The organism is Massilia niabensis (genome assembly GCF_042655085.1).
GTDB classification, from domain to species: domain Bacteria; phylum Pseudomonadota; class Gammaproteobacteria; order Burkholderiales; family Burkholderiaceae_D; genus Telluria; species Telluria niabensis.
Genome location: NZ_JBHSMU010000010.1, coordinates 28737 through 49758, shown reverse-complemented (window position 1 = coordinate 49758; position 21022 = coordinate 28737). Strand labels below are relative to the sequence as shown.

The 21022-nt window shown below is 65.5% G+C and carries 20 protein-coding genes; 12 read left to right on the top strand and 8 right to left on the bottom strand.

Annotated features, from left to right (window positions below):
- Positions 1 to 507 precede the first annotated feature (507 nt).
- From ACFPN5_RS11260 to ACFPN5_RS11240, 5 genes are all read left to right on the top strand, one after another.
- Positions 508 to 1113, top strand: a complete 606-nt coding sequence (locus ACFPN5_RS11260) for a TonB family protein (protein WP_379783199.1) — start codon at positions 508 to 510, stop codon at positions 1111 to 1113.
- 518 nt (positions 1114 to 1631) lie between these two features.
- Positions 1632 to 1847 (top strand): hypothetical protein, encoded by a 216-nt coding sequence (locus ACFPN5_RS11255; RefSeq protein ID WP_379783197.1) that lies wholly within the window; start codon positions 1632 to 1634, stop codon positions 1845 to 1847.
- A 149-nt stretch (positions 1848 to 1996) separates the two neighbouring features.
- Positions 1997 to 2758: a peptidylprolyl isomerase gene (locus tag ACFPN5_RS11250; RefSeq protein WP_379783195.1), complete on the top strand. Its 762-nt coding sequence runs from the start codon at positions 1997 to 1999 to the stop codon at positions 2756 to 2758.
- A 20-nt stretch (positions 2759 to 2778) separates the two neighbouring features.
- A complete protein-coding gene (locus ACFPN5_RS11245) occupies positions 2779 to 5850 on the top strand; it encodes a peptidase domain-containing ABC transporter (protein ID WP_379783193.1) in 3072 nt (1023 codons plus the stop codon).
- Positions 5847 to 7148 carry a sigma-54 interaction domain-containing protein gene (locus ACFPN5_RS11240; RefSeq protein WP_379783191.1) on the top strand — a complete coding sequence of 434 codons (1302 nt, stop codon included), beginning with the start codon at positions 5847 to 5849 and terminating at the stop codon, positions 7146 to 7148. Before ACFPN5_RS11245 ends, ACFPN5_RS11240 begins: the two co-directional genes overlap by 4 nt.
- A gap of 26 nt (positions 7149 to 7174) precedes the next feature.
- Here ACFPN5_RS11240 and ACFPN5_RS11235 read toward each other — a convergent pair whose 3' ends face one another.
- From ACFPN5_RS11235 to ACFPN5_RS11205, 7 genes are all read right to left on the bottom strand, one after another.
- The gene (locus tag ACFPN5_RS11235) at positions 7175 to 7948 is read right to left on the bottom strand and encodes a PP2C family protein-serine/threonine phosphatase (protein ID WP_379783189.1); all 774 of its coding nucleotides are present in this window, start codon (positions 7946 to 7948) and stop codon (positions 7175 to 7177) included.
- Between the two features lie 18 nt (positions 7949 to 7966).
- The gene (locus ACFPN5_RS11230) at positions 7967 to 8260 is read right to left on the bottom strand and encodes a hypothetical protein (RefSeq protein WP_379783187.1); all 294 of its coding nucleotides are present in this window, start codon (positions 8258 to 8260) and stop codon (positions 7967 to 7969) included.
- A 126-nt stretch (positions 8261 to 8386) separates the two neighbouring features.
- A complete protein-coding gene (locus ACFPN5_RS11225; protein ID WP_379783185.1) occupies positions 8387 to 8575 on the bottom strand; it encodes a hypothetical protein in 189 nt (62 codons plus the stop codon).
- 265 nt (positions 8576 to 8840) lie between these two features.
- Positions 8841 to 9035: a hypothetical protein gene (locus tag ACFPN5_RS11220; RefSeq protein ID WP_379783183.1), complete on the bottom strand. Its 195-nt coding sequence runs from the start codon at positions 9033 to 9035 to the stop codon at positions 8841 to 8843.
- A gap of 79 nt (positions 9036 to 9114) precedes the next feature.
- Positions 9115 to 9366, bottom strand: a complete 252-nt coding sequence (locus ACFPN5_RS11215) for a hypothetical protein (protein WP_379783181.1) — start codon at positions 9364 to 9366, stop codon at positions 9115 to 9117.
- 16 nt (positions 9367 to 9382) lie between these two features.
- The gene (locus tag ACFPN5_RS11210; protein ID WP_379783179.1) at positions 9383 to 9658 is read right to left on the bottom strand and encodes a hypothetical protein; all 276 of its coding nucleotides are present in this window, start codon (positions 9656 to 9658) and stop codon (positions 9383 to 9385) included.
- 55 nt (positions 9659 to 9713) lie between these two features.
- A complete protein-coding gene (locus tag ACFPN5_RS11205) occupies positions 9714 to 9995 on the bottom strand; it encodes a hypothetical protein (RefSeq protein WP_379783177.1) in 282 nt (93 codons plus the stop codon).
- 346 nt (positions 9996 to 10341) lie between these two features.
- Here ACFPN5_RS11205 and ACFPN5_RS11200 point away from each other — a divergent pair, with 346 nt between their 5' ends.
- A complete protein-coding gene (locus ACFPN5_RS11200; RefSeq protein ID WP_379783175.1) occupies positions 10342 to 12396 on the top strand; it encodes a serine/threonine-protein kinase in 2055 nt (684 codons plus the stop codon).
- A gap of 17 nt (positions 12397 to 12413) precedes the next feature.
- On the opposite strand, the gene ACFPN5_RS11195 is transcribed toward ACFPN5_RS11200, so the two are convergent.
- Positions 12414 to 13538, bottom strand: coding sequence for a formylglycine-generating enzyme family protein (locus ACFPN5_RS11195; protein WP_379783173.1), 1125 nt, complete (start codon positions 13536 to 13538; stop codon positions 12414 to 12416).
- Positions 13539 to 13657: 119 nt separating this feature from the next.
- On the opposite strand from ACFPN5_RS11195, the gene ACFPN5_RS11190 reads away from it, so the two are divergent.
- The 6 genes from ACFPN5_RS11190 to ACFPN5_RS11165 all read left to right on the top strand — a co-directional run bounded on the left by ACFPN5_RS11190 (position 13658) and on the right by ACFPN5_RS11165 (position 21015).
- On the top strand, positions 13658 to 14119 hold the full coding sequence (locus tag ACFPN5_RS11190; protein ID WP_379783171.1) for a DUF4399 domain-containing protein: 462 nt from the start codon (positions 13658 to 13660) through the stop codon (positions 14117 to 14119).
- A 67-nt stretch (positions 14120 to 14186) separates the two neighbouring features.
- A complete protein-coding gene (locus ACFPN5_RS11185; protein WP_379783227.1) occupies positions 14187 to 14585 on the top strand; it encodes a DUF4399 domain-containing protein in 399 nt (132 codons plus the stop codon).
- Positions 14586 to 14603: 18 nt separating this feature from the next.
- A complete protein-coding gene (locus ACFPN5_RS11180) occupies positions 14604 to 16568 on the top strand; it encodes an HD domain-containing phosphohydrolase (protein WP_379783169.1) in 1965 nt (654 codons plus the stop codon).
- 25 nt (positions 16569 to 16593) lie between these two features.
- On the top strand, positions 16594 to 18036 hold the full coding sequence (locus tag ACFPN5_RS11175) for an efflux transporter outer membrane subunit (RefSeq protein ID WP_379783167.1): 1443 nt from the start codon (positions 16594 to 16596) through the stop codon (positions 18034 to 18036).
- A 15-nt stretch (positions 18037 to 18051) separates the two neighbouring features.
- On the top strand, positions 18052 to 19620 hold the full coding sequence (locus tag ACFPN5_RS11170) for an FHA domain-containing protein (RefSeq protein WP_379783225.1): 1569 nt from the start codon (positions 18052 to 18054) through the stop codon (positions 19618 to 19620).
- Between the two features lie 9 nt (positions 19621 to 19629).
- A complete protein-coding gene (locus tag ACFPN5_RS11165) occupies positions 19630 to 21015 on the top strand; it encodes an HlyD family efflux transporter periplasmic adaptor subunit (RefSeq protein ID WP_379783165.1) in 1386 nt (461 codons plus the stop codon).
- The last annotated feature ends 7 nt before the right edge of the window (positions 21016 to 21022 follow it).

Genomic DNA, 21022 nt, shown 5'->3' with positions numbered 1-21022 from the left:
TTTTGGTGCTTCCTACAAGAAGGACAGCGGCAGGTCGCATGAGAGAGCGTTACTGGACGGATACCCGCCGTCTGGGCACCCTTAAAAACCTCAGGGACAGGTACGTGCATGTGAACGGCGGCCCGACAGGCTTTTGACAGCCGGGATCGCTTCGACATGCGGCATGTTCGCATCCACAAGGCGACGGAATGCTGGCAGCGTTAATGCCGGCTCGATCCCACAGGATCTGGTCTTGCTCACGGAGCCGGCGCAAGCCTGCCTTATGAATGCGCTGCCAGATACGGGCTTCCATTCATCGACTGCCTCATGGTAAGCCACCCGACCGTGCGGTTGATTATTTACGGGAACGAGACAGTCATTCAGAATTAACCGCTGTGTTGCAAACTGCCAGCGTTAAAAAACCGCTATTGATATTTAAAGTTGGGTTTTATTAACAAAGTTATTCTAATGATTTCTGTTCCGAGTTGCCTGGTCTTGCTTGCGGCCTTGTCATGTATGGCGATACCTGTGGGCGCTATCGATGCAAAGCTGCTCGCCAAATTCGACACCTGCGAACGTCCCGAATACCCGGAACGAGCCATGAAGGCTTCAGAAGACGGGATTAGCCTGCTCGGCTTTCTCGTGGGGGGCGATGGCGCGGTTGTGGATGCCGTGGTACTGAATTCCAGCGGTTCGCGCCACCTGGACCGCGCAGCGACCCTTGCATTGTCCAAATGCGCGTTCCAACGGCCTGGCGACATCGACAAGGCTGCCAATCTCTGGGTGAGCGTTACCTATATTTGGGGGTGCACCGACGACCCGGGCATGCTTCGCGCAATGCGCGCCGCGGCCGTCGCTGGAGGTAGAGGCAACGTCTCCGCACGCTATCACCTTAGTCTTCTTCTATTTTCTACGGCAAAGACCGATGCCGACCGCGGGAAGGCCTTGATCGTGCTACGCAGCGCCGCCGAATTGGGGCACGCGCACGCACAGTTCGATCTGGGCAGGCGTCACGAAATTGGCGATGGGGTCGAGGCTAATCTCGACGAAGCACTTCGCTGGTATCGGAAATCTGCCGAACAAGGCGATCCGCTTGCCAAGCAGCGTTTGACGCTGGGGATGCTGCTAAGCTGAACTTCCACTTTATCCAGGCACTGAATTCATAAAATAATAAGTCCGCTCCTGGCCTATTGTGGTGAAAAACTTGGCTAAGTTGAACGCTGGATAGAAACCCTGGCAGGCTCGACTGATCAGAACAGTTGCTATCGAACGATCTCGAAGGTGTTGAACCCCTAAGGCGTCCTAAAACTGTTGCCGTCGGACTTTTTCACCACAATAGGTCGGATGTAGCCCCCAGAACGGCGCAGTGTAAGTGCTGTGTGATTGTTCCAGCAAGCTGGAACGTCGGTTGGACGTCCTGCATCATGGCGATGTTGGGTCGCGCCCAACCAAATTGGTCAACCTGTCGTTTCAAATACAACTTCCAGTCCACTCAGAAAAGTCTTCAAGTTCGCCGCTCGCCGACTTCCCCCGAGCATCCTTGATCGTGATGGAGTTGCGCTCGAACCCTGGCACATTCCATGCATGGAGCATAGGGTGCGCACACATGGCGCTCATTCCCTTCACCTTCATCTGTCTTAAGGAGCACGATCATGAAAACCCTGGTCATCAAGGATCTGCCGGTCCCGCACGGCTCGGCATGCAGCACCGGCACCGAAGTCCGTTCGCTGTCGCGAGAGGAAATGAAACGGGTGCAGGGAGGCCGGCTCATCTCCGTCCTGGTCGACGGCCAGCCCGGCGGGGTGGTCGACGATTTTGCGCTGGACATGGCGATCTTCAAGGGCGACATCGGCGTCCGGGTCGTCTAGCCGGCATGAGGCCCGCCGCGGCGGGCCTCATGCCGGTGGCAGGGATGCGCATGGAACAAATCCGGCGCAGGGAAGTCCCACGATAAAGAGCGGCGGCATTGAAATCCGTTCGCCGGGCTGCTACAACAAGTAGGGTGCAAGGAGAATTCATGGCTGGGATTGTGCGCATCGACGATGAGGTGATCGACACCGACTACTTCATCCGGACCCTGAAGCTCACCGGGCAGTTCGAAGCACTTGTCGAGCAGCTGGTGCGCGAGAAACTGACGGTGCTTGCTGCGAAGAAGCAGGGGCTGGTGCTCGCGCATGAAGAGATCCAGGAGCGTGCCGACCAGTTCCGCCGCATCCAGGGACTGCACCGTGCCGCCGACATGAACCATTACCTCGACGCGCTCGGGATCAGCCTGGACGAATTCGAAGACTACGTGACCGAAGAGCTGTACCACGAAAAAATGATGGCGCAGGTCTGCAGCGACAAGGCGGTCGACCAGTATTTCAAACTCAATTCGCCGAAGTTCGACAGCGTCGACATCAGCCATATCGTGCTCGATTCAGAAGGCAAGGCGAAGGAAATGATGTCGGCCCTCAGCGACGATCCGGACAGCTTCGCCGAGATGGTGGAGGAACATTCAGTGGGCGACGCGCGCGAGAACGGCGGGGTGATTGGCAAGGTGCTGCGCGGTTCGCTCAGGCCCGACCTCGAGGCGCGCGTCTTCAGCGCCGCCGCCGGCGACCTGCTGGGGCCGTTTCCATCGCCGGACCGGTCCCTGTACGAGATCTTCGTCGTCAACGCCCGGCATCCGGCGGCGCTCGACGATGAGACGGCAGTCGAGGTGCGGCGCCTGCTGCGCGAGGAATGGCTGGCGGCGCGGGCGCAGGAACACATCATCGAAACCTGTCCCGCGCGCTAGGGCGGCCGGCCACACGCCAGATGGAATCCTCCACAGCGCAACGGCAGACTTCCGCCGACTTCCTGTCGTCGGTTGAAATCCTCTCGAGCTTCACGCCAGAGGAACTGGAGCAGCTGGCCGAGGCGGCTGAAAAACGCGTGTTCGCTTTCGGGGACACCGTCTGCAGCGCCGGCGACGCGGCCGAGGGCCTGTATGTCGTCAAGTCGGGGTCGGTACGCGTGTTCAGCGAGGAACACGGCAAGGAAACCAGCATGGGGGTGCGCAAGGCGGGCGAGGTATTCGCCGAGATCGCCATGCTGCGCCCCTGGCGCCACGAACTGTCGGCGCGTGCCGCCCTGAAGACGGAGTTGTGGTTCATCCCCCGCGCCGCGATCGAGCCGGTCCTCGCCCGCAACCCCGCGGCACTCGAATTCATCAACAACTACGTGGCCATCAGCTCGGCCGGCGGGCTCGTGGCGCGCCTGTTCGACCTGCGCGGCAAGGTCAGCAAACCCGAGCTCGACGAGTTCGTGCGCAGCGTCGGCGTCAAGCGCGTCGGTGCCGGCAAGGAGATCCTGAAGCAGGACGCGCGCGACGACCGCCGCCTGTACGTGGTGCGCCAGGGGCAGGTGCGCGTGGTGGTGCACGATGCGGGTGACGAGTATCTGCTGGCTACCCTCGGTCCGGGGGAGATTTTCGGCGAGAAAGCCTGCCTCATGCGCCAGCAGCAACCTGCGCAGGTCGTTGCCGCGACCGACGCGGTGCTGCTCGTCATCCCGGAAAAGTGGGCGCATTTCATCCTCGAGCGCAATGCCAAATTCCGCGAGGTGATCGAGGACCGGGTGCGCTTTTTCGAGCGCGAGCTGCAGCGCCAGAAACGGCTGGCCGAACGCCGCCGGCGTCCCGTCATCCTCGACCTGGCATCGACGCCGAAGGCCGGCGAAAAAATCATCAAGCGCTTCGCTTGGGTCGAACAGGCCGAAGAAATGGATTGCGGCGCGGCCTGCCTGGCCATGCTGTGCCGTCACTACGGCATCAACATCACGCTCGGCAAACTGCGCGAACTGGCCAACGTCACCACGCAGGGGGCAACGCTCGACAGCCTGGCGCGCGCCGGCGAAGCGTTGGGTTTTGGCGCGCGCGGTGTCCAATGCACTTTTGATGCGCTGCTCGGCTTCGAGCTGCCCTTCATCGTGCACTGGGAGGGCTACCACTATGTCGTCGTCTACGGCGTCTCGCCGAACGGGGTCTGGGTGGCCGACCCGGCGGTGGGTTTCCGCAAGATGAGCACCGAGGAGTTCGAACGCGGCTGGAGCGGCACCTGCCTCGTGTTCACGCCTGGCCAGCAGCTGGCGCAACTGGACGTTGCGCGCTCGCCCTGGCTGCGCTTCGTGGGCTACCTGCAGCCCTACAGGAAAATCCTGCTGCACCTGTTCCTCGCGACGTTTGTCATCCAGATGCTCGGCATCGTGCCGCCGCTGATCATCCAGAACATCCTCGACGGCGTGCTGGTGCACCAGAACCTCGGCCTGCTGCACCTGCTGATCCTGGGCCTGGTCATTTCCACCGTGTTCAGCCAGGTCATGTCGACGCTGCGCGCCTACCTGTCGAACTACATGGTGCGCAACCTCGACTTTTCGATGATGGCGCAGTTCTTCAAGCATACGATGTCGCTGCCGTATTCCTTCTTCGCCAAGCGCAAGACGGGCGACATCCTCGCGCGGTTTTCGGAAAACCAGACGATTCGCGCCTTCCTCACCGAGTCGACGGTGACGACGCTGCTGAACCTGCTGATGGTCTTTATTTACTTCACGATCCTGTTCTTCTACAACGTGAAGCTGACCCTGCTGCTGATCGGGTTCGTCATCCCGATCATCGCGCTCACCGTGCTGGTGACGCCGAAAATCAAGGACTACGCGCGCGAGGTCTTCACTGCCTCCACCGACGCCCAGGCCTTCCTGATGGAAGCGCTGGGCGGCATCGAAACCATCAAGGGGATGGGCAGCGAGCGCCCGGTGCGCCTGAAATGGGAAAAGAAATACGTCAAGGCGCTGGAAGTCCAGTACCGGTCGCAATCCTTCAACATCCTCGTCGGGCTGGCCAGCCAGGTCCTCAATTCGGCCACCACGATCGTGATCCTGTGGGCCGGCGCGACCCTGGTGCTCGCGCGCGAGCTGACGATCGGCCAGTTGATGGCCTTCAACGCCCTGATGGGCAGCGTACTCGGGCCGCTGATGGGCCTGGTCGGCCTGTGGAGCCGGATGGCCGATGCGACGGTTGCCATGGAACGCCTGGGGGACGTGCTCGACATCGAGCCCGAGCAGAAACCGGCGGACCTGGCCTCGCGCGTGGTACTGCCCGACCTGCAGGGGGAACTGAGGCTCGAGCGCGTGTACTTCCGCTACGGCGGCGAAGACACGCCCTGGGTGCTGGAAGACATCAGCATCGACATCAAACCAGGCGAGCTGGTGGCCATCGTCGGGCGCAGCGGTTCGGGCAAGACGACGCTGGCAAAACTGCTGGTGGGCTTCTATCCGCCCGTCGAGGGGAAAATCTTTGTCGACGGCTACGAGATGGGCGCCATCGACAAGGATTACTACCGGGCGCAGGTGGGCTATGTCATGCAGAGCAATCTGCTGTTTTCGGGCACGATCGCCGAGAACATCGCCAGCGGCGACGACAGCCCCGACCGGCGCCGCATCGAGGAAGTGGCGAAGATGGCCGACGCCCACGCCTTCATCGCGAAGATGCCGCTCGGTTACGAGCAGGTGGTGGGCGAGCGGGGTGTGGGCCTGTCGGGCGGCCAGGTGCAGCGGCTGTGCATCGCGCGCGCCCTGTACCACGACCCGCGCCTGCTGGTCTTCGACGAAGCCACCTCGGCGCTGGACACCCAGTCGGAGAGCAACATCATGGCCAACATGGAGGCGATCCTGGCTGGACGCACGGCGGTCATCATCGCCCACCGGCTCAGTACGATCATGCGGGCCGACAAGATCGTCGTGCTGTACGAAGGGAAGATCGTCGAGCAAGGGCGCCACGAGGAACTCCTCGCGCGCCGCGGCATGTATTACGAACTGGTGCAGAAGCAATTGGGCGCAGGATTAGACTCATGAAACTCTACAACCCCGGTGGCGAGCGCGGATCGGCGATGTCCTACGCGGCGCTGCTCGAGAAGATCGAGATCATGCGTTCGACGCTGCGCTGGGCAAGCAGGATCGAACGGCCGGAGGTCGAGAAGCTGCTGCGCCAGGCCAATACGCTGCGCGACGAAGTCATGGGCCTGTCGCACAAGGAGCGCTTCGTGCAGGCCTTGGGTGCGGAAACTGCGGGCGACCGGCGCGCCGAAACGCCGGCCGAGCTGCCGCCTGTCGAACGGGCGGCCGGCGAACGGCGCCAGGCGCTGCTGGCGCGCAGCTTCGTGTTCGAAGGCACCTTCGGCGATAACCCGAAGCTGCTCGACGCCCTGGAGATCGCGGAAAAGGCGGCGCCGACCGACCTGCCGGTGCTGGTCGATGGCGAGAGCGGCACCGGCAAGGAACTGATGGCCAAGGTCATCCATGCCAACGGGGCGCGCGCCGACAAGCCCTATATCTCGGTCAATTGCGGCGCGATTCCCGACAGCCTGCTCGAGTCGGAACTGTTCGGCCACAAGAAGGGCGCCTTCACGGGCGCCGCCAACGACCGCAAGGGGAAATTCGAAAGCGCGCACAAGGGGACGATCTTTTTGGACGAGATCGGCGAACTGCCCCTGCCCGGGCAGGTCAAGCTGCTGCGCGTCTTGCAGTCGCACGAGATCCAGCGCGTCGGTTCCGACGAGACCATCTCCGTGGATGCGCGCATCGTCGCCGCCACCAACAAGAACCTGCGCCGGCTCATCGAGCAGGGGACCTTCCGCGAAGACCTGTTCTACCGGCTCAGCGTGATCCACGTGACGCTGCCGCCGCTGCGCGACCGCAAGGACGAGATACCGCTCCTGGTTGCGTATTACGGCGACGAGTCGGCCGAGGCCCTCAAGCGCCGGCCGGTGACCTTGACACCGCGCCTGCGCGCCTTCCTGATGGCCTATTCGTATCCAGGCAACATCCGGGAACTGCGCAACATCATGTACCGGCTTTCCTGCCTGGCCGGCGAGACGGCGGACCTGTCGCACCTGCCGGAAGATATCCGGCAGGAGGTCGGAGCCGGGGCCATTGCGGCGCCGAAAGCGCCGGCACCTGCCGCCGAGATCACACTGGCCGAGGCGAAGCGGCTTGCCAGCGATGAGGCCGAACGCAGTTGCCTGGAGCGCGGCCTGCAGGAAGTTGGCGGCACGGTAGCCGAGCTCGCGCGGCGCTGGGACATGAACCGCTCGCACCTGCAGATCCTGCTCAAAAAGCATGGCTTGCACTCGAAGGATTTCCGCAAGCATTAGGAGCACCTGACGCTCGACCCTGCACATCACAGCGAAGGGTTGATGATCGCCGGGTTAACGATTGTCTTGTCGCTCGACATGTCGTCGACCCGCACCACGATCACCGTGATGTTGTCGCGTCCGCCACTGGCCAGCGCCAGCGCGACCAGCTCGTCGGCCGCCCTGGCGCAGTCTCCGGGCGCCAGCGCGGTCATCAGCGCGGGCTCCTCGACCGGATTGCTGAGACCGTCGCTGCACAAGAGGAACATGTCGCCATCGCGTACCGTGAGCGTCACCGCGTCGACATCGATCGCCTCGGCCGCGCCGACTGCGCGCGTGATCATGTTGGGACTGGCCATGCTTGCCGCCATGTCAGCGCCGCGCGCCTTGAGCGCTTCGAGCTGGCTGTGGTCGCGCGTGAGCTGCTGCAGGCGGGCCTGGCGGTACAGGTAGATCCGGCTGTCGCCGGCCCACAGGCAGGCAGCCTCCATGCCGCGGACGAGCAGGGCGGCGACGGTGCTCCCGATCACGGGCACCTGGCGCGCGCGCGCTTGCGCCCGCAAGTCCTCATTCACGCCGTGCAGCCGCTGGCGCGCTTCTTCAATGGCGTCTGCCACCGTGCCGCCCGGCGGCAGGCTGGCAAGCGCATCGACCACGGCGCGGCTGGCGACGTCGCCGAAGGCGTGGCCGCCCATGCCGTCCGCCACGGCCCACAGGCCGCGCTCCGGCTGCGCGAGATACGCATCCTCGTTACGGCTGCGCACCAGGCCGACGTCCGTGCGCGCCGCGCAAGTCCAGCGCAATCCGCTGTCAACACCCATCGCATCGTCCAGGTTAATTCACATCCCAGCCGCCGTCAGTGCATTGTTCACGCTGCTCTCGTCCACGGTCACATTGAGCGTGGCGTTGGCGCCGGAATTACTCACCGACACCGTCTGGAACTGATTGATCATCTGCTCCGCGAAATTATTGATTTGGAAGAAGTTGATTACCGGGCGTTCGCTTGGCGCCAGGTCGACATAGGGCCGGATCCATCCAAACACCCAGGGCGCGCCGGCGCCGCGGATGGCCGACATCGCCTTGCGGTCCAGGGGCGTACTGGATGGAAGGTCGTGGATCGTTAGGCTGGACATGATGGGTCTCCGTGCTCGATAAGGAGGTTGACACTGGGGAGAGCGGACCGGTATCCCCAGTGTAGGCCAACTTGGGCGAAACTTCGATGGGTGGCGTGGGGTGGCGTTGGGTGGCGTGTAGCGGCATCAGGCACGCTGCGGCAGCGTGGGTGCGCGCACGACTATCGCCCTCGGGTCGGCCGCCGCGCCGTCGCGTGCGACGGACGTCGATCGTTCCGCGTCCGCTTCCCGAACGCTGTCGAGCGCGAAGGTGCCGGTGCTGACGACGACCAGCGTGACGACGAAGATGGCTTCCATGTGCTTGTGGATGTTCATGATGTTCCCCCTGGATGGTTAATGTCGAAAAAGGCGGCGCGTTTCGTTTCGCCCGCGACGTCAATACAGCACGAGGCGTGCCAGCTCTTTCGGACATGGCGCTACGAGGGGAGAGGGCGTCCGCCGGCCGCAAAGCGTCGGGGCAGGGGCAACAGCCTGGCGGAAGGTGTCGGCCCTGGCCCAACACCGCACCGTAGCGCTCAGCGGACGGACGAAAAAAAAACCGTCCGGCTTGCGACCGGGCGGTTGGGTGCGCAACGCGCGGTCAGCGCGCTGGCGGCCTGGCCGCGGGCTGCCTGGCGGTGGCGGGTGCGAGCTCGAACAAACGGACCTTGGGCGCGGCAGGCCGCACGACGGCCGTTGCGCCGGCGCGAAAGCGCGCGCCGCCGGCGATCGCGAGCATTGCGCTGCGATCGAGTTCGGTACTTTCGGTTAAATCGTTGATGACGATGGTGGCCATGGTGCCTCCTTGGTACGGCAAGTGTTAACGACCTCCATCCCATTGCTGGGATGGAGGGTGAAACTGCGGTGCGGTGTGATCAGAATACCACCTTGTTCTCCGCCCACAGTGCGGCGGCGACATCGATGTCCGGGCCCTTGAAACCGGCCCCGATCACGCCGTTGTTGTTCAGGACGTTGATGCCGATCTGCTGGAACTGCCCGATCTGCTGGTTCACGTCGACATTGACGTTGACGTCCTTGCCGAACCCGCTGCCGCCGCGGACGGCCGACATTGCACGGCGGTCCAGTTCGGCGTTGTGGGCCAGGTCGGAAATGGCGATGGATGACATGTCTGTCTCCCCGCGCTTAGCCGACGATCGTGTTGCGGCCGTCCTGGTCGACGTCGCTCTTCACATGCACGCCGTGCACGAACGCCGAGCCGTTGGCGGTGGCCAGGGCCACGCTCTGTTGCTGCAGCAGGTTCTGGGTGGCGGTGATCGACGAGTCGTGGCTCGGGGCGTAGCTCAGGTCGCCAAACTTGTAGGAGGGCGCCTTCGTGCTCCAGCCGCCGCGCACGCCGGCCATGGCGCGGCTGTCGAGTTGTTCGGTACGGGCCAGGTCTTTGATGGTCAGGGTTTTCATGGTAATGCTCCTTGAATTGATCAATACGTAAATGGGTCAATGATTTCTGGACAGATCAGGACCGGCGCACGATCTTGTTTTGGCCGTCCTGGTCAACGTCGCTGTTCACATGCACGCCGTGGACGAAAGCCGAACCGTTGGCAGTGGCCAGCATGACTTCCTGCATCTGCGCCAGGTTCTGCGTGGCCGTGATCGACGAGTCGAATTTCGGGGCATAGCTGACGTCGCCGTGCGGGTAGCCGGGCGTGCCCATCTTGAAGCCGCCGCGGACCAGCGTCATCGCGCTGCGGTCGAGTTCTTCGGTGCGGGCCAGGTCGGTGATGATCAAGGTTTTCATGGTGATTCTCCTGAAGTAGTAAGTAGTAAGTGGTTTGGGTTGAGGCATTTGGTTTGCGCTCGATGGACATATAGCGAAAGGCGTGCCAGGTCCCGGCGCCACTCGAGCGAGTGGCACAAGTCATTGAATTGAAAGAGATTTCCTAAGATCGTGTGGAGGCCGGGAATGAACTGGCAAGAACCGCGAATGCCGGGGTGACGGGTCTCCCCCAACACGTTTCGAAGACCTGTTCGGCGCCGTCCAACAGGGCGTGCGGCATGGCCGGATTGAGGTGCCGCAAAGGCTTCATCATCCGCCGCTTCATGCTAGTCTCAAGCTGGCGGCTTGAAATCCAAACAATCACATCATGGAAAGTTTCGCTCAGGCGATACATCAGTTGCAGAGCGGCGCCTTGTCGCATCCCGCGTTTTTCGCGCAGCTCGACCGGGTGCTGGAGAGCGCCCCGGAAAGCGCCGGCCGCCTGCTCGAGCTGCTGAGCGAGGAGCACGCACGTCACCCCTTGCCGGGTGATGTCTACCGGGAAGTGCAGCAGCGCATCGGGCGCCTGATCGCGGCGCGCCAGCGGCTCGGCGGGGACGACACCTACGTCCAGACCAGGCCCGGCGCGCACGCCGGCCTGCACACTTCGCCAATGCCGCCGCACCAGGGGAGCGAACCGGTCGACACCGAGCCGGAGCGGGTGAAAGGGGTCGGCGAAACGCTGAACGGCCGTTTCGTGCTGGAAGAATGCATCGGTTTCGGCGGCATGGGCACGGTGTACAAGGCGCTCGACCTGCGCAAGCTCGAGGCCTCCGACCGCAAACCGTATATCGCCATCAAGGTGCTGAACGTCCAGTTCCGCGGCCACCCGAAGTCGCTCATCGCCCTGCAGCGCGAAGCCCGCAAGGCGCAGGCGCTGGCGCATCCGAATATCGTGTCGGTCTACGATTTCGACCGCGACGGGCCGATGGTCTACCTGACGATGGAATACCTGCAGGGCAAACCGCTGAGCCAGGTCCTGCGCGCACCGGGCTTTACGGGCATGCCCTACGAGCAGGCGCTGCCCATCGTGACAGGCATGGCCAATGCACTGGCTTACGCGCACGAACGCGGTTTCGTCCACTGCGACTTCAAGCCCGGCAACGTGATCGTGACCGACGCCGGCGTCGTCAAGGTCATCGATTTCGGGATCGCGCGCGTGTTCCAGAAGACCGAGGCAGACGCCGACGCCACGGTGTTCGACCCGGGCAGCCTCGGCGCCTTGACGCCGGCCTATGCCAGCCCGGAAATGCTGGAGCAGCGCGAACCCGACCCGCGCGACGACATCTATGCGCTGGCCTGCATCACCTACGAACTGCTGACCGGGCGCCATCCATTCAACCGGATGTCCTCCGCCCAGGCGCGCGGCACCGGCATGAAGCCGCAGCGCCCGGCCAACCTGGGGCGCATCCAGTGGCAGGCACTTAAATGCGCCCTGGCGCTCGAGCGCGACGCGCGTACGCCCACGGTGGCCCGGTTCCTCGCCGACTTCGGCAAGGGCGGCTTCCAGGCGCGCTACGGTCCCATGGCGGCAACAGCCGCCGGCATCGTTGTGATTGGCGTGCTGGCGGTGGCCGGGGGGCGCTACCTGGGAACCGGATCTGGGGGCCAGGCATCCGCGCCGGCCGTGGTGGAGGCGCCGGCCATGCCGCCGGCAAGCGCACCGGCGCCCGAGCCGACGGTGTCCACTGCGCCCACCGTGCCCGTACCGGCAGCGCCCGCCATTGCCGCCACCCTGGCACGGATTCCCTGCTCGGCGCTGGCCGCCGATGTGCGCGCCGACAGGGTCGAGGTGCAAGGTGTCGTGTCGAAGGCGGTGGGCGCCGCCGGTGTCCGGGAGCGGCTCCTGGCAATGCCCGGCATGCCGGAAGTAGACCTCGATGTGCGCGAGGTCGATCCCGGCATGTGCCCCGTGATCTCGACGTTCGCGCCGTACTGGCTGGCGCACCGGCAGGCGGGCGGGGGCGCGGCCCTTCGTCTTGCGGGCGCCGCCGCCGGCAAGGCGGCCCTGGCCGAGGGAGACTCGCTGATGGTCGAGGTGACGACGCCGGCGGCCGCATCCTTCATGACGGTCGATGCCTATTTACCCGGTGCCGGCGTCATCCACCTGCTGCCGAATGCGCTGGCGCTGGACAACCGGGCGCCGCCCGGCCGCAAGGCGACGATCGGCAGGCCGGGCGACTGGACGATCGGCAAGTCCAGCGGAGCCGGGCTGGTGGTCGTGCTCGTGACCACGCCGGCGCCGCTGTTCGAGACGCTGCGGCGCGAGTCGGAACCGGGCGCCGGATACCTGGCGGACGTTGCGAAACGCCTGGAGCGGATCCGCGCGCAGAGTGGCGCCGGCAAGATCGGCGTCGAATTCCTGCCGGTCGCTACCCGCTGAGCGAAGCGGGGATCACCTCACTTCAGGCTGCGGGCAACCCTGAAACCGTTCTGCCACTGGCGCACGCTGGCGTCATACCGGAAGCGCGTGGACGCCACCATATACGCGGCCCCTTCGCGCCACGATCCGCCGCGGATCACCCGCACCCTGCAATTGGGCTGGTCCCACGAACTGCCGTCGACGGGCGCATTCTTGAAGTTGTTGTGCCAGCAGTCGCTAACCCATTCCCACAGGCTGCCGCTGGTGTCGTGCACGCCGTAGGGGTTGGCGGCAAAACTCCCCACGCCCGCCGGCCTGTCGGCGCTCCAGGGAGGGCCGCAATCCTTGCAGTTGGCTTTGCCGGGGACCATTTGTTCGCCCCACCAGTAGCGCGTCGCGGTGCCGCCCCTGGCCGCGAACTCCCATTCGGCCTCGGTGGGCAGGCGGTAGGGCTTGCCGCTGGCGGTGCCGAGCCACTTCACATACTGCTGGGCGTCGTCCCAGCTGAGGTCGCGCATCGGCGCATTCGGGGGGGTATTCGCAGGCTGCGCGATTGCCGGGCAGCCGCGGGCGTCCACGCAGGCATTCCACTGCTGCACGGTGACCTCGAATTTTCCGATCGCAAATGGTGTCGCGATGGTGACCTGGTGCGCCGGCTTCTCGCTGGGGTCGCTGGTATTGTTCCCCATCGTGAACGAGCCGGCGGGGATGGCGACCAGCACCGGACAGGCCGGGCAATCCCTGATTTCCGCGCCCGCTTTTGCGACGGCAGGCGTAGCGGCCGCGGCCGCAGGTGGGGCGGCAGGTGAGGCGCCAGATGAGGCGGGCGCGGCTGGCTTGGCTGGCGCCTGTTTCGCTTTGGCAGCCGGCGCCGGTGGGCCCTGCGCCGCGGCGCCCTGGGCCGGCGGGGCACGCAGGCGCGCCATCCGGGCTTGCGCCAGTGGCGCGAAGCGCCCCTTCGGATAGGCCTTCAGGTAGGCCTCGTAATCGCTGGCGTGGGTGCTGTCCTTGATCGAATTCCAGAACGCCAGTTCGAACTGTTCGGGACTGGCTTTCGGAACGATGCCCGGCGCCTGCATGTCGGGCGCGCGCCCATGCGCGTTGCCGCAACACGCGAAGGCGGGCCCAACCAGTACGCAAACCTTCAACAGCGTGTGCCACATGTCCCGCTCCTCGTCCGTGTTGCCTTTGACAGGAATTGACTTGCGATCTGACTGAGAGTGTGCCAGATTTAGATGTATCGATGCGCACATCCATACGACCCCGGCTGGAGTTTCCCATCATGCGCCAGACCACCGTCTTTTTCGTGCTGTTGGCGGCAGTCCTGCAATCCGCGCTGGCCGGTGCCGGCGCGATCGCCGCGCCCGCCGCCGCAGCTGCGGCCGAGTCTGTACCCAATCCCACGAATGCCCAGGTCTACTTCATCTGGCCGCAGGACGGCACCGTCATCAACGGCGGGAAATTCTGGCTGCGCATGGGATTGCGCAACATGGGCGTGGCGCCGAAGGGCACCGACATTCCGAATACCGGCCATCATCACGTGCTGATCGATACCGAACTGCCGTCGATGACGGAACCGATTCCGAACGACCGCAACCACCTGCATTTCGGCGCGGGCGAAACCGAGGCCCGCATTGAACTGCCACCCGGCACGCACACCTTGCAATTGCTCGTGGGGGACATGAACCACGTGCCGCACAAGCCGCCCGTGGTGTCGAAGAAAATCACCGTCACGGTCCGCTAGCTGACGATACCCCGGCGCCGCCCCAAGGGAGAACACCATGCGCACACCGTTCGCCGCCTTCGCCCTGATGCTGCTGCTTTCCGGCGCAACCGCTGGGGTTGCCAACGCCGTGAACGCTCCCGCCAACGCCTACTGCTACATCGGCTGGCCGAACGACGGCCAGGTGCTGGCGGCGGGCAAGCCCTTCCGCGTGTGGTTCGGGCTTCGCCACATGGGCGTGGCGCCGAAGGGCGTGCGCTTCGAGAACACGGGCCACCACCACCTGCTGATCAACACCGAATTGCCGCCCGCCGGGCAGCCGATTCCATCGGACCGCAACCACCTGCACTACGGCGCCGGCGAGACCGAGACGATGATCGAGCTGCCGCCCGGGAAGCACACGCTGCAGCTGTTGATGGGCGACGAAAATCACGTCCCGCATACGCCCCCCGTGATGTCGAAACGCATCACGGTCACGGTCAAATGAGCCGTCAAGTGAGCCGTCATGGAACCGAAGGCCGCATTGTCCGCTGCATTCTCCGGCCCTGAGGGGACCGGCGATCCCGTCAGGGCCTATATCGAATGGATGGGTGCGCCGTCTCCCGGGCCCGCGGTGTTTCCCCTGCACGACGAAGCGGTGCTGGGGCGCGACCAGCAGGATGCGCTGGCCTCGAGCAAGTACATCTGCATTCCCGAACAGACCATCAGCCGCCGCCATGCCCGCATCCGGCGCCGCGGGGCCAATTATTTCGTCGAAGACCTGCATTCGCGCAACGGTACCTTCGTCTGCGGCGAGCGGCTTGCGCCGGGCGCCTGGCATCTGCTGCGCGATGGCGACGAGCTCGCGCTGGCGTCGGCGCAACTGGTCTTCCACTCGCTGATGGTGCCCGAGCGCGGCAACCTGGACACCGTGATCACGCGCTCGGTCGATGCCACCCAGTTTGCACCCGTGGTCGACCCCGCCCGCGCCGGGCGCAGCGACCTGGAAAAGACGGTGCACCGGCTGCACGCGATGGCCCAGGTCAGCATCGCGCTCGGTGCAGTCACCGACCAGGCCACGCTGATCGAAAAGATCATGAACTTCATCTTCGACCTGTTCCCGCTGGCTGAGCGGGCCTTCATCATGCTGCGTGGCAGCGAGCAGGACCCGCCGCGCCCCGTCGCCGCGCGGCGCCGCGGCGGGGCGATCGAAGACCCCGCGCAGGTGCGGATCTCGCGCACCATCGTCGACCAGGTACTGGTGAAGAAGCGCGCGGTGCTGTCGGTCGACACGCTGTCCGACCGCCACTATGCGGCGCACGAGTCGATCGTCGCGCAGGCGATCCTGAGCGTCATGTGCGTGCCGCTGATCCTGGGCGACGAGGTGCTCGGCCTGATCCAGGTCGACACGTCTTCCGACCCGCACGCCTTCCAGGAAGCCGATCTCGAAATCCTGAGCGGCGTGTGCGCCGAGACCGCTGTCGCGCTGCGCAACTTCCAGCTGTATTCCGACATCAAGGGCCTGCTCGACGGCTTCGTGTGCGCATCGGTGCAGGCGATCGAGGAACGCGACCCCGTCACGGCCGGGCACTCGTTCCGCGTCGCCGACTACGCCGGACACTTGGCCATGGCGCTGGAACATGCCGACGATCCTTCGCTGCGGCGCGCGGCCTTCAGCCCGGCCCAGCTGCGCGAGATCCGGTATGCGGCGCTGCTGCACGATTTCGGCAAGGTCGGCGTGCGCGAACACGTGCTGCGCAAGGAAAAAAAGCTGCACCATGCCGACATGCGCCTGCTCGAGGGGCGTTTTCGCTACGCCCGTGCCTGCCTTGAACGGCATGCCTGGCGCGCCCTCGCGCAGCAGCACCTGCAGGGCGAGCTCGGCATGGAGGCATTTCGCCGCGCGTGCGAGCGCATCGAGGCCGAGCTGCAGGCGGAAGGGGAGCGCCTCGACGCCTTCCTCGACACCATCGTGCGCGCCAACGAGCCGTCGGTGTCGCATACGGCACCCGTGTCCGGCCTCGACACGATCCGCAGCCACCGCTGTGCGGGACTGGACGACCGGGAGTTCCACCTGCTCGGCGACGACGAATTCGCCGCGCTGAACATCGGCAAGGGCTGCCTGACGCCCGACGAGCGGCGCCAGATCGAGGCCCATGTGGCCGATTCCTATTCCTTCCTGATCCTGATTCCCTGGACACGCGAACTGGCCGGCGTGCCCGCCATCGCCCATGGCCACCACGAAAAGCTCGACGGATCGGGATATCCGATGGGCCTGAAGGGCGACGAGATCAGCCTGCAGACCAGGATCCTGACGATCAGCGACATTTTCGACGCGCTGACCGCGCGCGACCGTCCCTACAAGGAGGCCGTCCCGGTCGAGCACGCGCTCGACCTGATCGCCGAGGAATGCCGCGTTGGCCACCTCGATGCACGGCTGTTCAAGGTGTTCGTGGATTCGAAGGGATGGGAGGCGCGCGCCCACGCATGATCGGGGCTGGCCGGGGAGCTTGCATATGACGGTACCAGGGAAGTCGAGGAGGAGCCTTCGGAAGGGCGCGGCAGCGGTGGTGACTGGCGCGGCCCTGCTGTGCGCCTGCGCCGATGTCAGCATGAAGCCCTATCAGACTCCCGACAGCCCGGGGAAGGCGGCGTGGTCGAGCCAGCAGGGCTTGCCCGTCGCTCCGAGCGAGATGATCGCGGCCGACTGGTGGAAGCAGTTTCGCGATCCCTACCTCGACGGCCTGGTCGAGCGCGCGCTGGCATCGAACTTCGACCTGAAGGTGCTGGCGGCGCGCATCCGCGTGGCGGGGGCGCAGATCGGCGAAGCGCGCGCCGGCGCCCTGCCGACCCTGGAGGCGGGGGCGGGCGCGAGTTTCGAGAAAAGCACCGGGCAGAAATTCAGCAAGCAGTTCAATCTCGGCACCCAGGTCAACTGGGAGATCGACGTCTGGGGCCGCGTGGCCAAGGGCGTCGAGGCGCAGACCGCCGAGTTCAAGGCCACCGAGGCCGACTGGCGCGCGGGATACCTGTCGCTAGTGTCGGATGTCTCGACGACCTATTTCCAGATCCTGCAGTTCGACGAGCAGATCCGGCAGCAGCAGGCGAGCCTGGCCAAGAACCGGGAGATTCTCGCGACCTACGAAGCGATGCTGCAGCAGGGCCTGGTGCCGCAGACCCGCGTGCTGCAGCAGCGCGCGGAAATCAACCAGGGGAGCCGCGACCTGATCGAGCTGGGGCGCCTGCGCGCGCTGGCCGGCAACGCGCTGGCCACCCTGCTCGGCACGCCCGCCGGGGAATTCACCGTGCCACCCGGCGCCCTGCAGGGGCGCGTGCAGCTGCCGACGGTGCCCGAAGGCCTGCCGTCCCAGCTGCTCAAGCGCCGGCCCGACATCGTCGCCGCCGAATACCGCGTGCTGGCGGCCTACGACCTGGTGGGACAGGCCAAACTGGCCCAGCTGCCGTCGATCAGCCTGACCGGGCGCGGCGGCACCTCCAGTTTCGCGCTCGGCTCGCTGTTCAAGTCGTTCACCCTGGGCCTGCTTCCCAGCATCAACTTCCCGATCTTCGACCCGAGCGTCAAGGCGCGCCTGAAAACCAGCGAAGCGCAGACAGGCGTGGTTGAGCAGGAGTATCGGCGCGTCGTCATGGCGGCCTTCGAGGAAGTGGAGAACGCGCTGGTCAACTTGGACGCCCACCGGCGCCAGCGCATCGAGCTGCAGGAGCAAGCGGAACGGCTCGGCATCGTCGCCGCGCAGGTGGAGGCGCAGCTGAAGGAAGGCATGGTGTCGCAGCTGGAAGTCTTCGAGGCCGAGCGCACGCTGCTGGCGTCGCAACTGGCGCTGCTGGCCAACCACCAGCAAATCCTGTCCGATACCGTGACGCTCTACAAGGCCCTGGGCGGGGGCTGGCCGCCAGTGCAGGTACAGAATGCGGCGAGCAATGCGGCCACAGAATAACCGGAGCGAGCCGTGATGGCGCTTGATGCGATGACCACCACTTCGCGCGCTGCGCCGGCAGGCCGGCTCATGATCGTGCTCGAGCCCGTTTCGCACCCGGAACTCGAGCCCATCCATATTCACGAGAGCCTGTTCGCGATCGGCCGCACGGAAGCGCCCTTCGACAGCTACCCGAAGGAACTCGCCGCCGACCTGTCGCGCCGCCACGCGCGCATTTTCTGCGAACACGGCGCGATCTATTTTGCCGAACTGGGCAGCAAGAACGGCAGCACCGTCAACGGTATCGCGGTACGGCAGGCGATTACCATGCTGCACAGCGGCGACGTGCTCGGCCTGGGCAAGTCGCTCGCCTACCGCGTGCGCTTCGAACCCGCCGCGCTGCAGCCGCACGCCAGCCTGGCCAGGCTGTCGAGCCTGACCCTGGTCCCGGAAGAGGGCGGGGCCGGCCTGCAGCCGATCTTCGTCACCGACTTTCCCTTCATGGTCAGCAAGGCCGACGACACCTTCGCGCGCTATCGCGACACCGAACCGGCGCAGGTGAACTACCTGTCGCGCCGCCACGCGCATATCTTCCTCAGGGCCGGCGCACTCCACATCGAGGACCTGGGCAGCACCAACGGCACGTTCGTGAACGGCAAGCGCCTCGACGAACATGCGGTCGCGCTGGTCGACGGCGACCTCCTCGCGTTCGGCGGGCGCCACTTCGTCTACCGCGCCAGGCTGGAATGGGAGGCTGCGCGCGACCCGACACTGACGCGGATCGGCGTCGCGCATGGGGCGGCGGCCTCGGCCGGGCTGGATGCCGACCGGACCACCTTCGTCGCCGCCGCCGATTCGTTCCTGGATATCTTCTGTGTCGACCCGGCGCCCGTGCCGGTGGACACGCCGCAAGCGCCCGCGGCGTCCGCAAGCCAGGCGCAGGACGACGCAACGGGGCGCCCCCAAGGCAGGGCTGCGGCCATGATCTCGGGCCTGTACATGGCGCTCGGCGGCAAGGGGCCGCTGCAAGGACGGCGCCTGCGCACTTGGGGGATCGCCGCGCTGCTGCTCATCGTCCTGCTGGGGTGGGCCATTCATCGCGCCACCAGCCCCGAGCGCGAGGTGGAAAACCTGCTGGCCTCAAAAGCGTACGCGCAGGCCGCGGCCGGCGCCGATGCCGCGCTGGCAGGCGACCCGGGTAACAAGAGGCTGAAGTCGCTGGGCACGGAGGCACTGCTCAAGGCCAACCTGCCCGCCTGGATGGCATCGATCGAATCGGGCCAGTACGCGAATGCGGCGCGGCAGGTGGCCGCCATGCGCCAGCATGTGCGCAACAACCCGGAGCTCGCGCCCCTGCTGGACGAGCTCGACTGGATCGTCGCGCTGGAAGCCTTCGTGGCCGGCAGGGGCGGGGCGCAGGTACCGCCCCTCGATGCGCGCGACGGCGCCAGGATCGAGCAATTCCTCAAGCAATGGGAAGAGCGGAACGATGCCTACCAGCGCGCCTTCGAGACCATGGCCACCCACGTGCCGGCCTACCGCGACGCCTATGCGCGGGCACTGAGCAACGTGCGCCGGCTCGCGCTGGCGAGGGGGCAGGTATAAGGGGGGGCCATGAAACGCGACCTGATCAAACCGCAATCCTTGCGGCCACTGGCCGAGGCGCTGGAGGACCACAGCGCGGAAGGAATCTCGATCCTGACCGCCGATCCCTGGCGCTTTACCAACGCGCTGGTCTACGGGATGGCCGCGCTGGTCGTCGCCGCGCTGGTCTGGTCGTTCTTCGGGCACGCCGATGTGCTGGTGACGGCCAACGGCAGCCTGGTGCCGGCGTCCGAGGTGCGGCGCCTGTACGCTCCGATCGATGGCGAACTGGCCAACATCTACATCGCCGAGGGGCAGCCGGTGAACAAGGGCGATGTGGTGGCCCGGCTGTATGCGCGCGGCGCGATCGAGGCGGCCAGGAACGCGCTCGAGGCGCGGCTCAAGCTCGAGGATGCCGAGCGGGAGTGGAAGGAATTTCCCGAAAAGAAGGCGCTGATGGAGCGCAATGCCGCCGCGTTGAAGGAAGCGACCGAAGTCGAGGAGCGCCAGCACCGGCGCCGGCTGCTCGAGGGCACCGGCAGGCTGGCCCAGGGCCAGGCTGCGCAGCAGCAGGAGGCGCGCACCAACTTCGAGGACGCCCGGCGCGCGCGCGACGCGGCGGCGCTCGAAGCCGACAAGTATGCGCGCCTGTTCGCGCTGCCCGGTGGCGGCGGCGTGTCCCAGCTTCAGGTGGAAAGCAAGAAGAGCGCGCTGCAGGCGGCGGAGAATGCCATGCGGGTAGCGCAGGCGCGCATGACCGAGCTGGCGGCCAGGCAAGGCATGGAAGCGACGCAGGCCAGGTCGGAACTGGAAACGAGCGGCCAGGAACTCGAGAAGCTGCGCCTGCAGGCGGAAGCGGCGGCCAGGGAGGTGGCCAATGCCGAGGACAAGCTGCGGCTCCAGGTGCAGACCGCGCGCCTGGTGGCCGACGCGGCGGCGCGCATCCGTTTCGAAAACATCGACAAGGACAATTTCCTGCGGATCGTCGCCCCGGTCGACGGCGTGATCACCGGCGTCACCTCGACCCAGCCCGGCGACAAGATCCAGGCCAACGCGCCGCTGGGCGGCATCGCGCCGAAGAACGCGAAGGCGATCCTGAAGATCGAGATTGCCGAGCATGACAGGGGTTTCCTGCGCGAGGGCTTGCCTGTCCAGATCAAATTCAATGCCTTCCCCTACCAGCGCTACGGCGTGGTACGCGGCACGCTGCAGTTCATTTCGCCAGCCACGAAACCGTCGCTGCAGACCAAGCAGCCGGTCTACGAAGGGCGGGTGTCGCTCGAGCAGAGCCAGTACAAGGTAGGGGAGACGGTCTATCCGCTGCGCTACGGGATGACGGCGACCGCGGAGATCGTCGTGCGGGAACGCCGCCTGATCGACCTGGCGCTCGACCCGTTCCGGAATATCGGCGGGTGAGGATGAA

What these genes read in the sequence shown, in the direction of transcription:
- ACFPN5_RS11165 (WP_379783165.1), top strand. Translation starts at nt 19,630, where the DNA reads ATGAAACGCGACCTGATCAAACCGCAATCCTTGCGGCCACTGGCCGAG.
- ACFPN5_RS11250 (WP_379783195.1), top strand. Translation starts at nt 1,997, where the DNA reads ATGGCTGGGATTGTGCGCATCGACGATGAGGTGATCGACACCGACTAC.
- ACFPN5_RS11220 (WP_379783183.1), bottom strand. Translation starts at nt 9,035, where the DNA reads ATGGCCACCATCGTCATCAACGATTTAACCGAAAGTACCGAACTCGAT.
- ACFPN5_RS11195 (WP_379783173.1), bottom strand. Translation starts at nt 13,538, where the DNA reads ATGTGGCACACGCTGTTGAAGGTTTGCGTACTGGTTGGGCCCGCCTTC.
- ACFPN5_RS11180 (WP_379783169.1), top strand. Translation starts at nt 14,604, where the DNA reads ATGGAACCGAAGGCCGCATTGTCCGCTGCATTCTCCGGCCCTGAGGGG.
- ACFPN5_RS11215 (WP_379783181.1), bottom strand. Translation starts at nt 9,366, where the DNA reads ATGTCATCCATCGCCATTTCCGACCTGGCCCACAACGCCGAACTGGAC.
- ACFPN5_RS11225 (WP_379783185.1), bottom strand. Translation starts at nt 8,575, where the DNA reads ATGAACATCCACAAGCACATGGAAGCCATCTTCGTCGTCACGCTGGTC.
- ACFPN5_RS11245 (WP_379783193.1), top strand. Translation starts at nt 2,779, where the DNA reads ATGGAATCCTCCACAGCGCAACGGCAGACTTCCGCCGACTTCCTGTCG.
- ACFPN5_RS11210 (WP_379783179.1), bottom strand. Translation starts at nt 9,658, where the DNA reads ATGAAAACCCTGACCATCAAAGACCTGGCCCGTACCGAACAACTCGAC.
- ACFPN5_RS11255 (WP_379783197.1), top strand. Translation starts at nt 1,632, where the DNA reads ATGAAAACCCTGGTCATCAAGGATCTGCCGGTCCCGCACGGCTCGGCA.
- ACFPN5_RS11170 (WP_379783225.1), top strand. Translation starts at nt 18,052, where the DNA reads ATGGCGCTTGATGCGATGACCACCACTTCGCGCGCTGCGCCGGCAGGC.
- ACFPN5_RS11190 (WP_379783171.1), top strand. Translation starts at nt 13,658, where the DNA reads ATGCGCCAGACCACCGTCTTTTTCGTGCTGTTGGCGGCAGTCCTGCAA.
- ACFPN5_RS11235 (WP_379783189.1), bottom strand. Translation starts at nt 7,948, where the DNA reads ATGGGTGTTGACAGCGGATTGCGCTGGACTTGCGCGGCGCGCACGGAC.
- ACFPN5_RS11240 (WP_379783191.1), top strand. Translation starts at nt 5,847, where the DNA reads ATGAAACTCTACAACCCCGGTGGCGAGCGCGGATCGGCGATGTCCTAC.
- ACFPN5_RS11230 (WP_379783187.1), bottom strand. Translation starts at nt 8,260, where the DNA reads ATGTCCAGCCTAACGATCCACGACCTTCCATCCAGTACGCCCCTGGAC.
- ACFPN5_RS11200 (WP_379783175.1), top strand. Translation starts at nt 10,342, where the DNA reads ATGGAAAGTTTCGCTCAGGCGATACATCAGTTGCAGAGCGGCGCCTTG.
- ACFPN5_RS11175 (WP_379783167.1), top strand. Translation starts at nt 16,594, where the DNA reads ATGACGGTACCAGGGAAGTCGAGGAGGAGCCTTCGGAAGGGCGCGGCA.
- ACFPN5_RS11205 (WP_379783177.1), bottom strand. Translation starts at nt 9,995, where the DNA reads ATGAAAACCTTGATCATCACCGACCTGGCCCGCACCGAAGAACTCGAC.
- ACFPN5_RS11185 (WP_379783227.1), top strand. Translation starts at nt 14,187, where the DNA reads ATGCTGCTGCTTTCCGGCGCAACCGCTGGGGTTGCCAACGCCGTGAAC.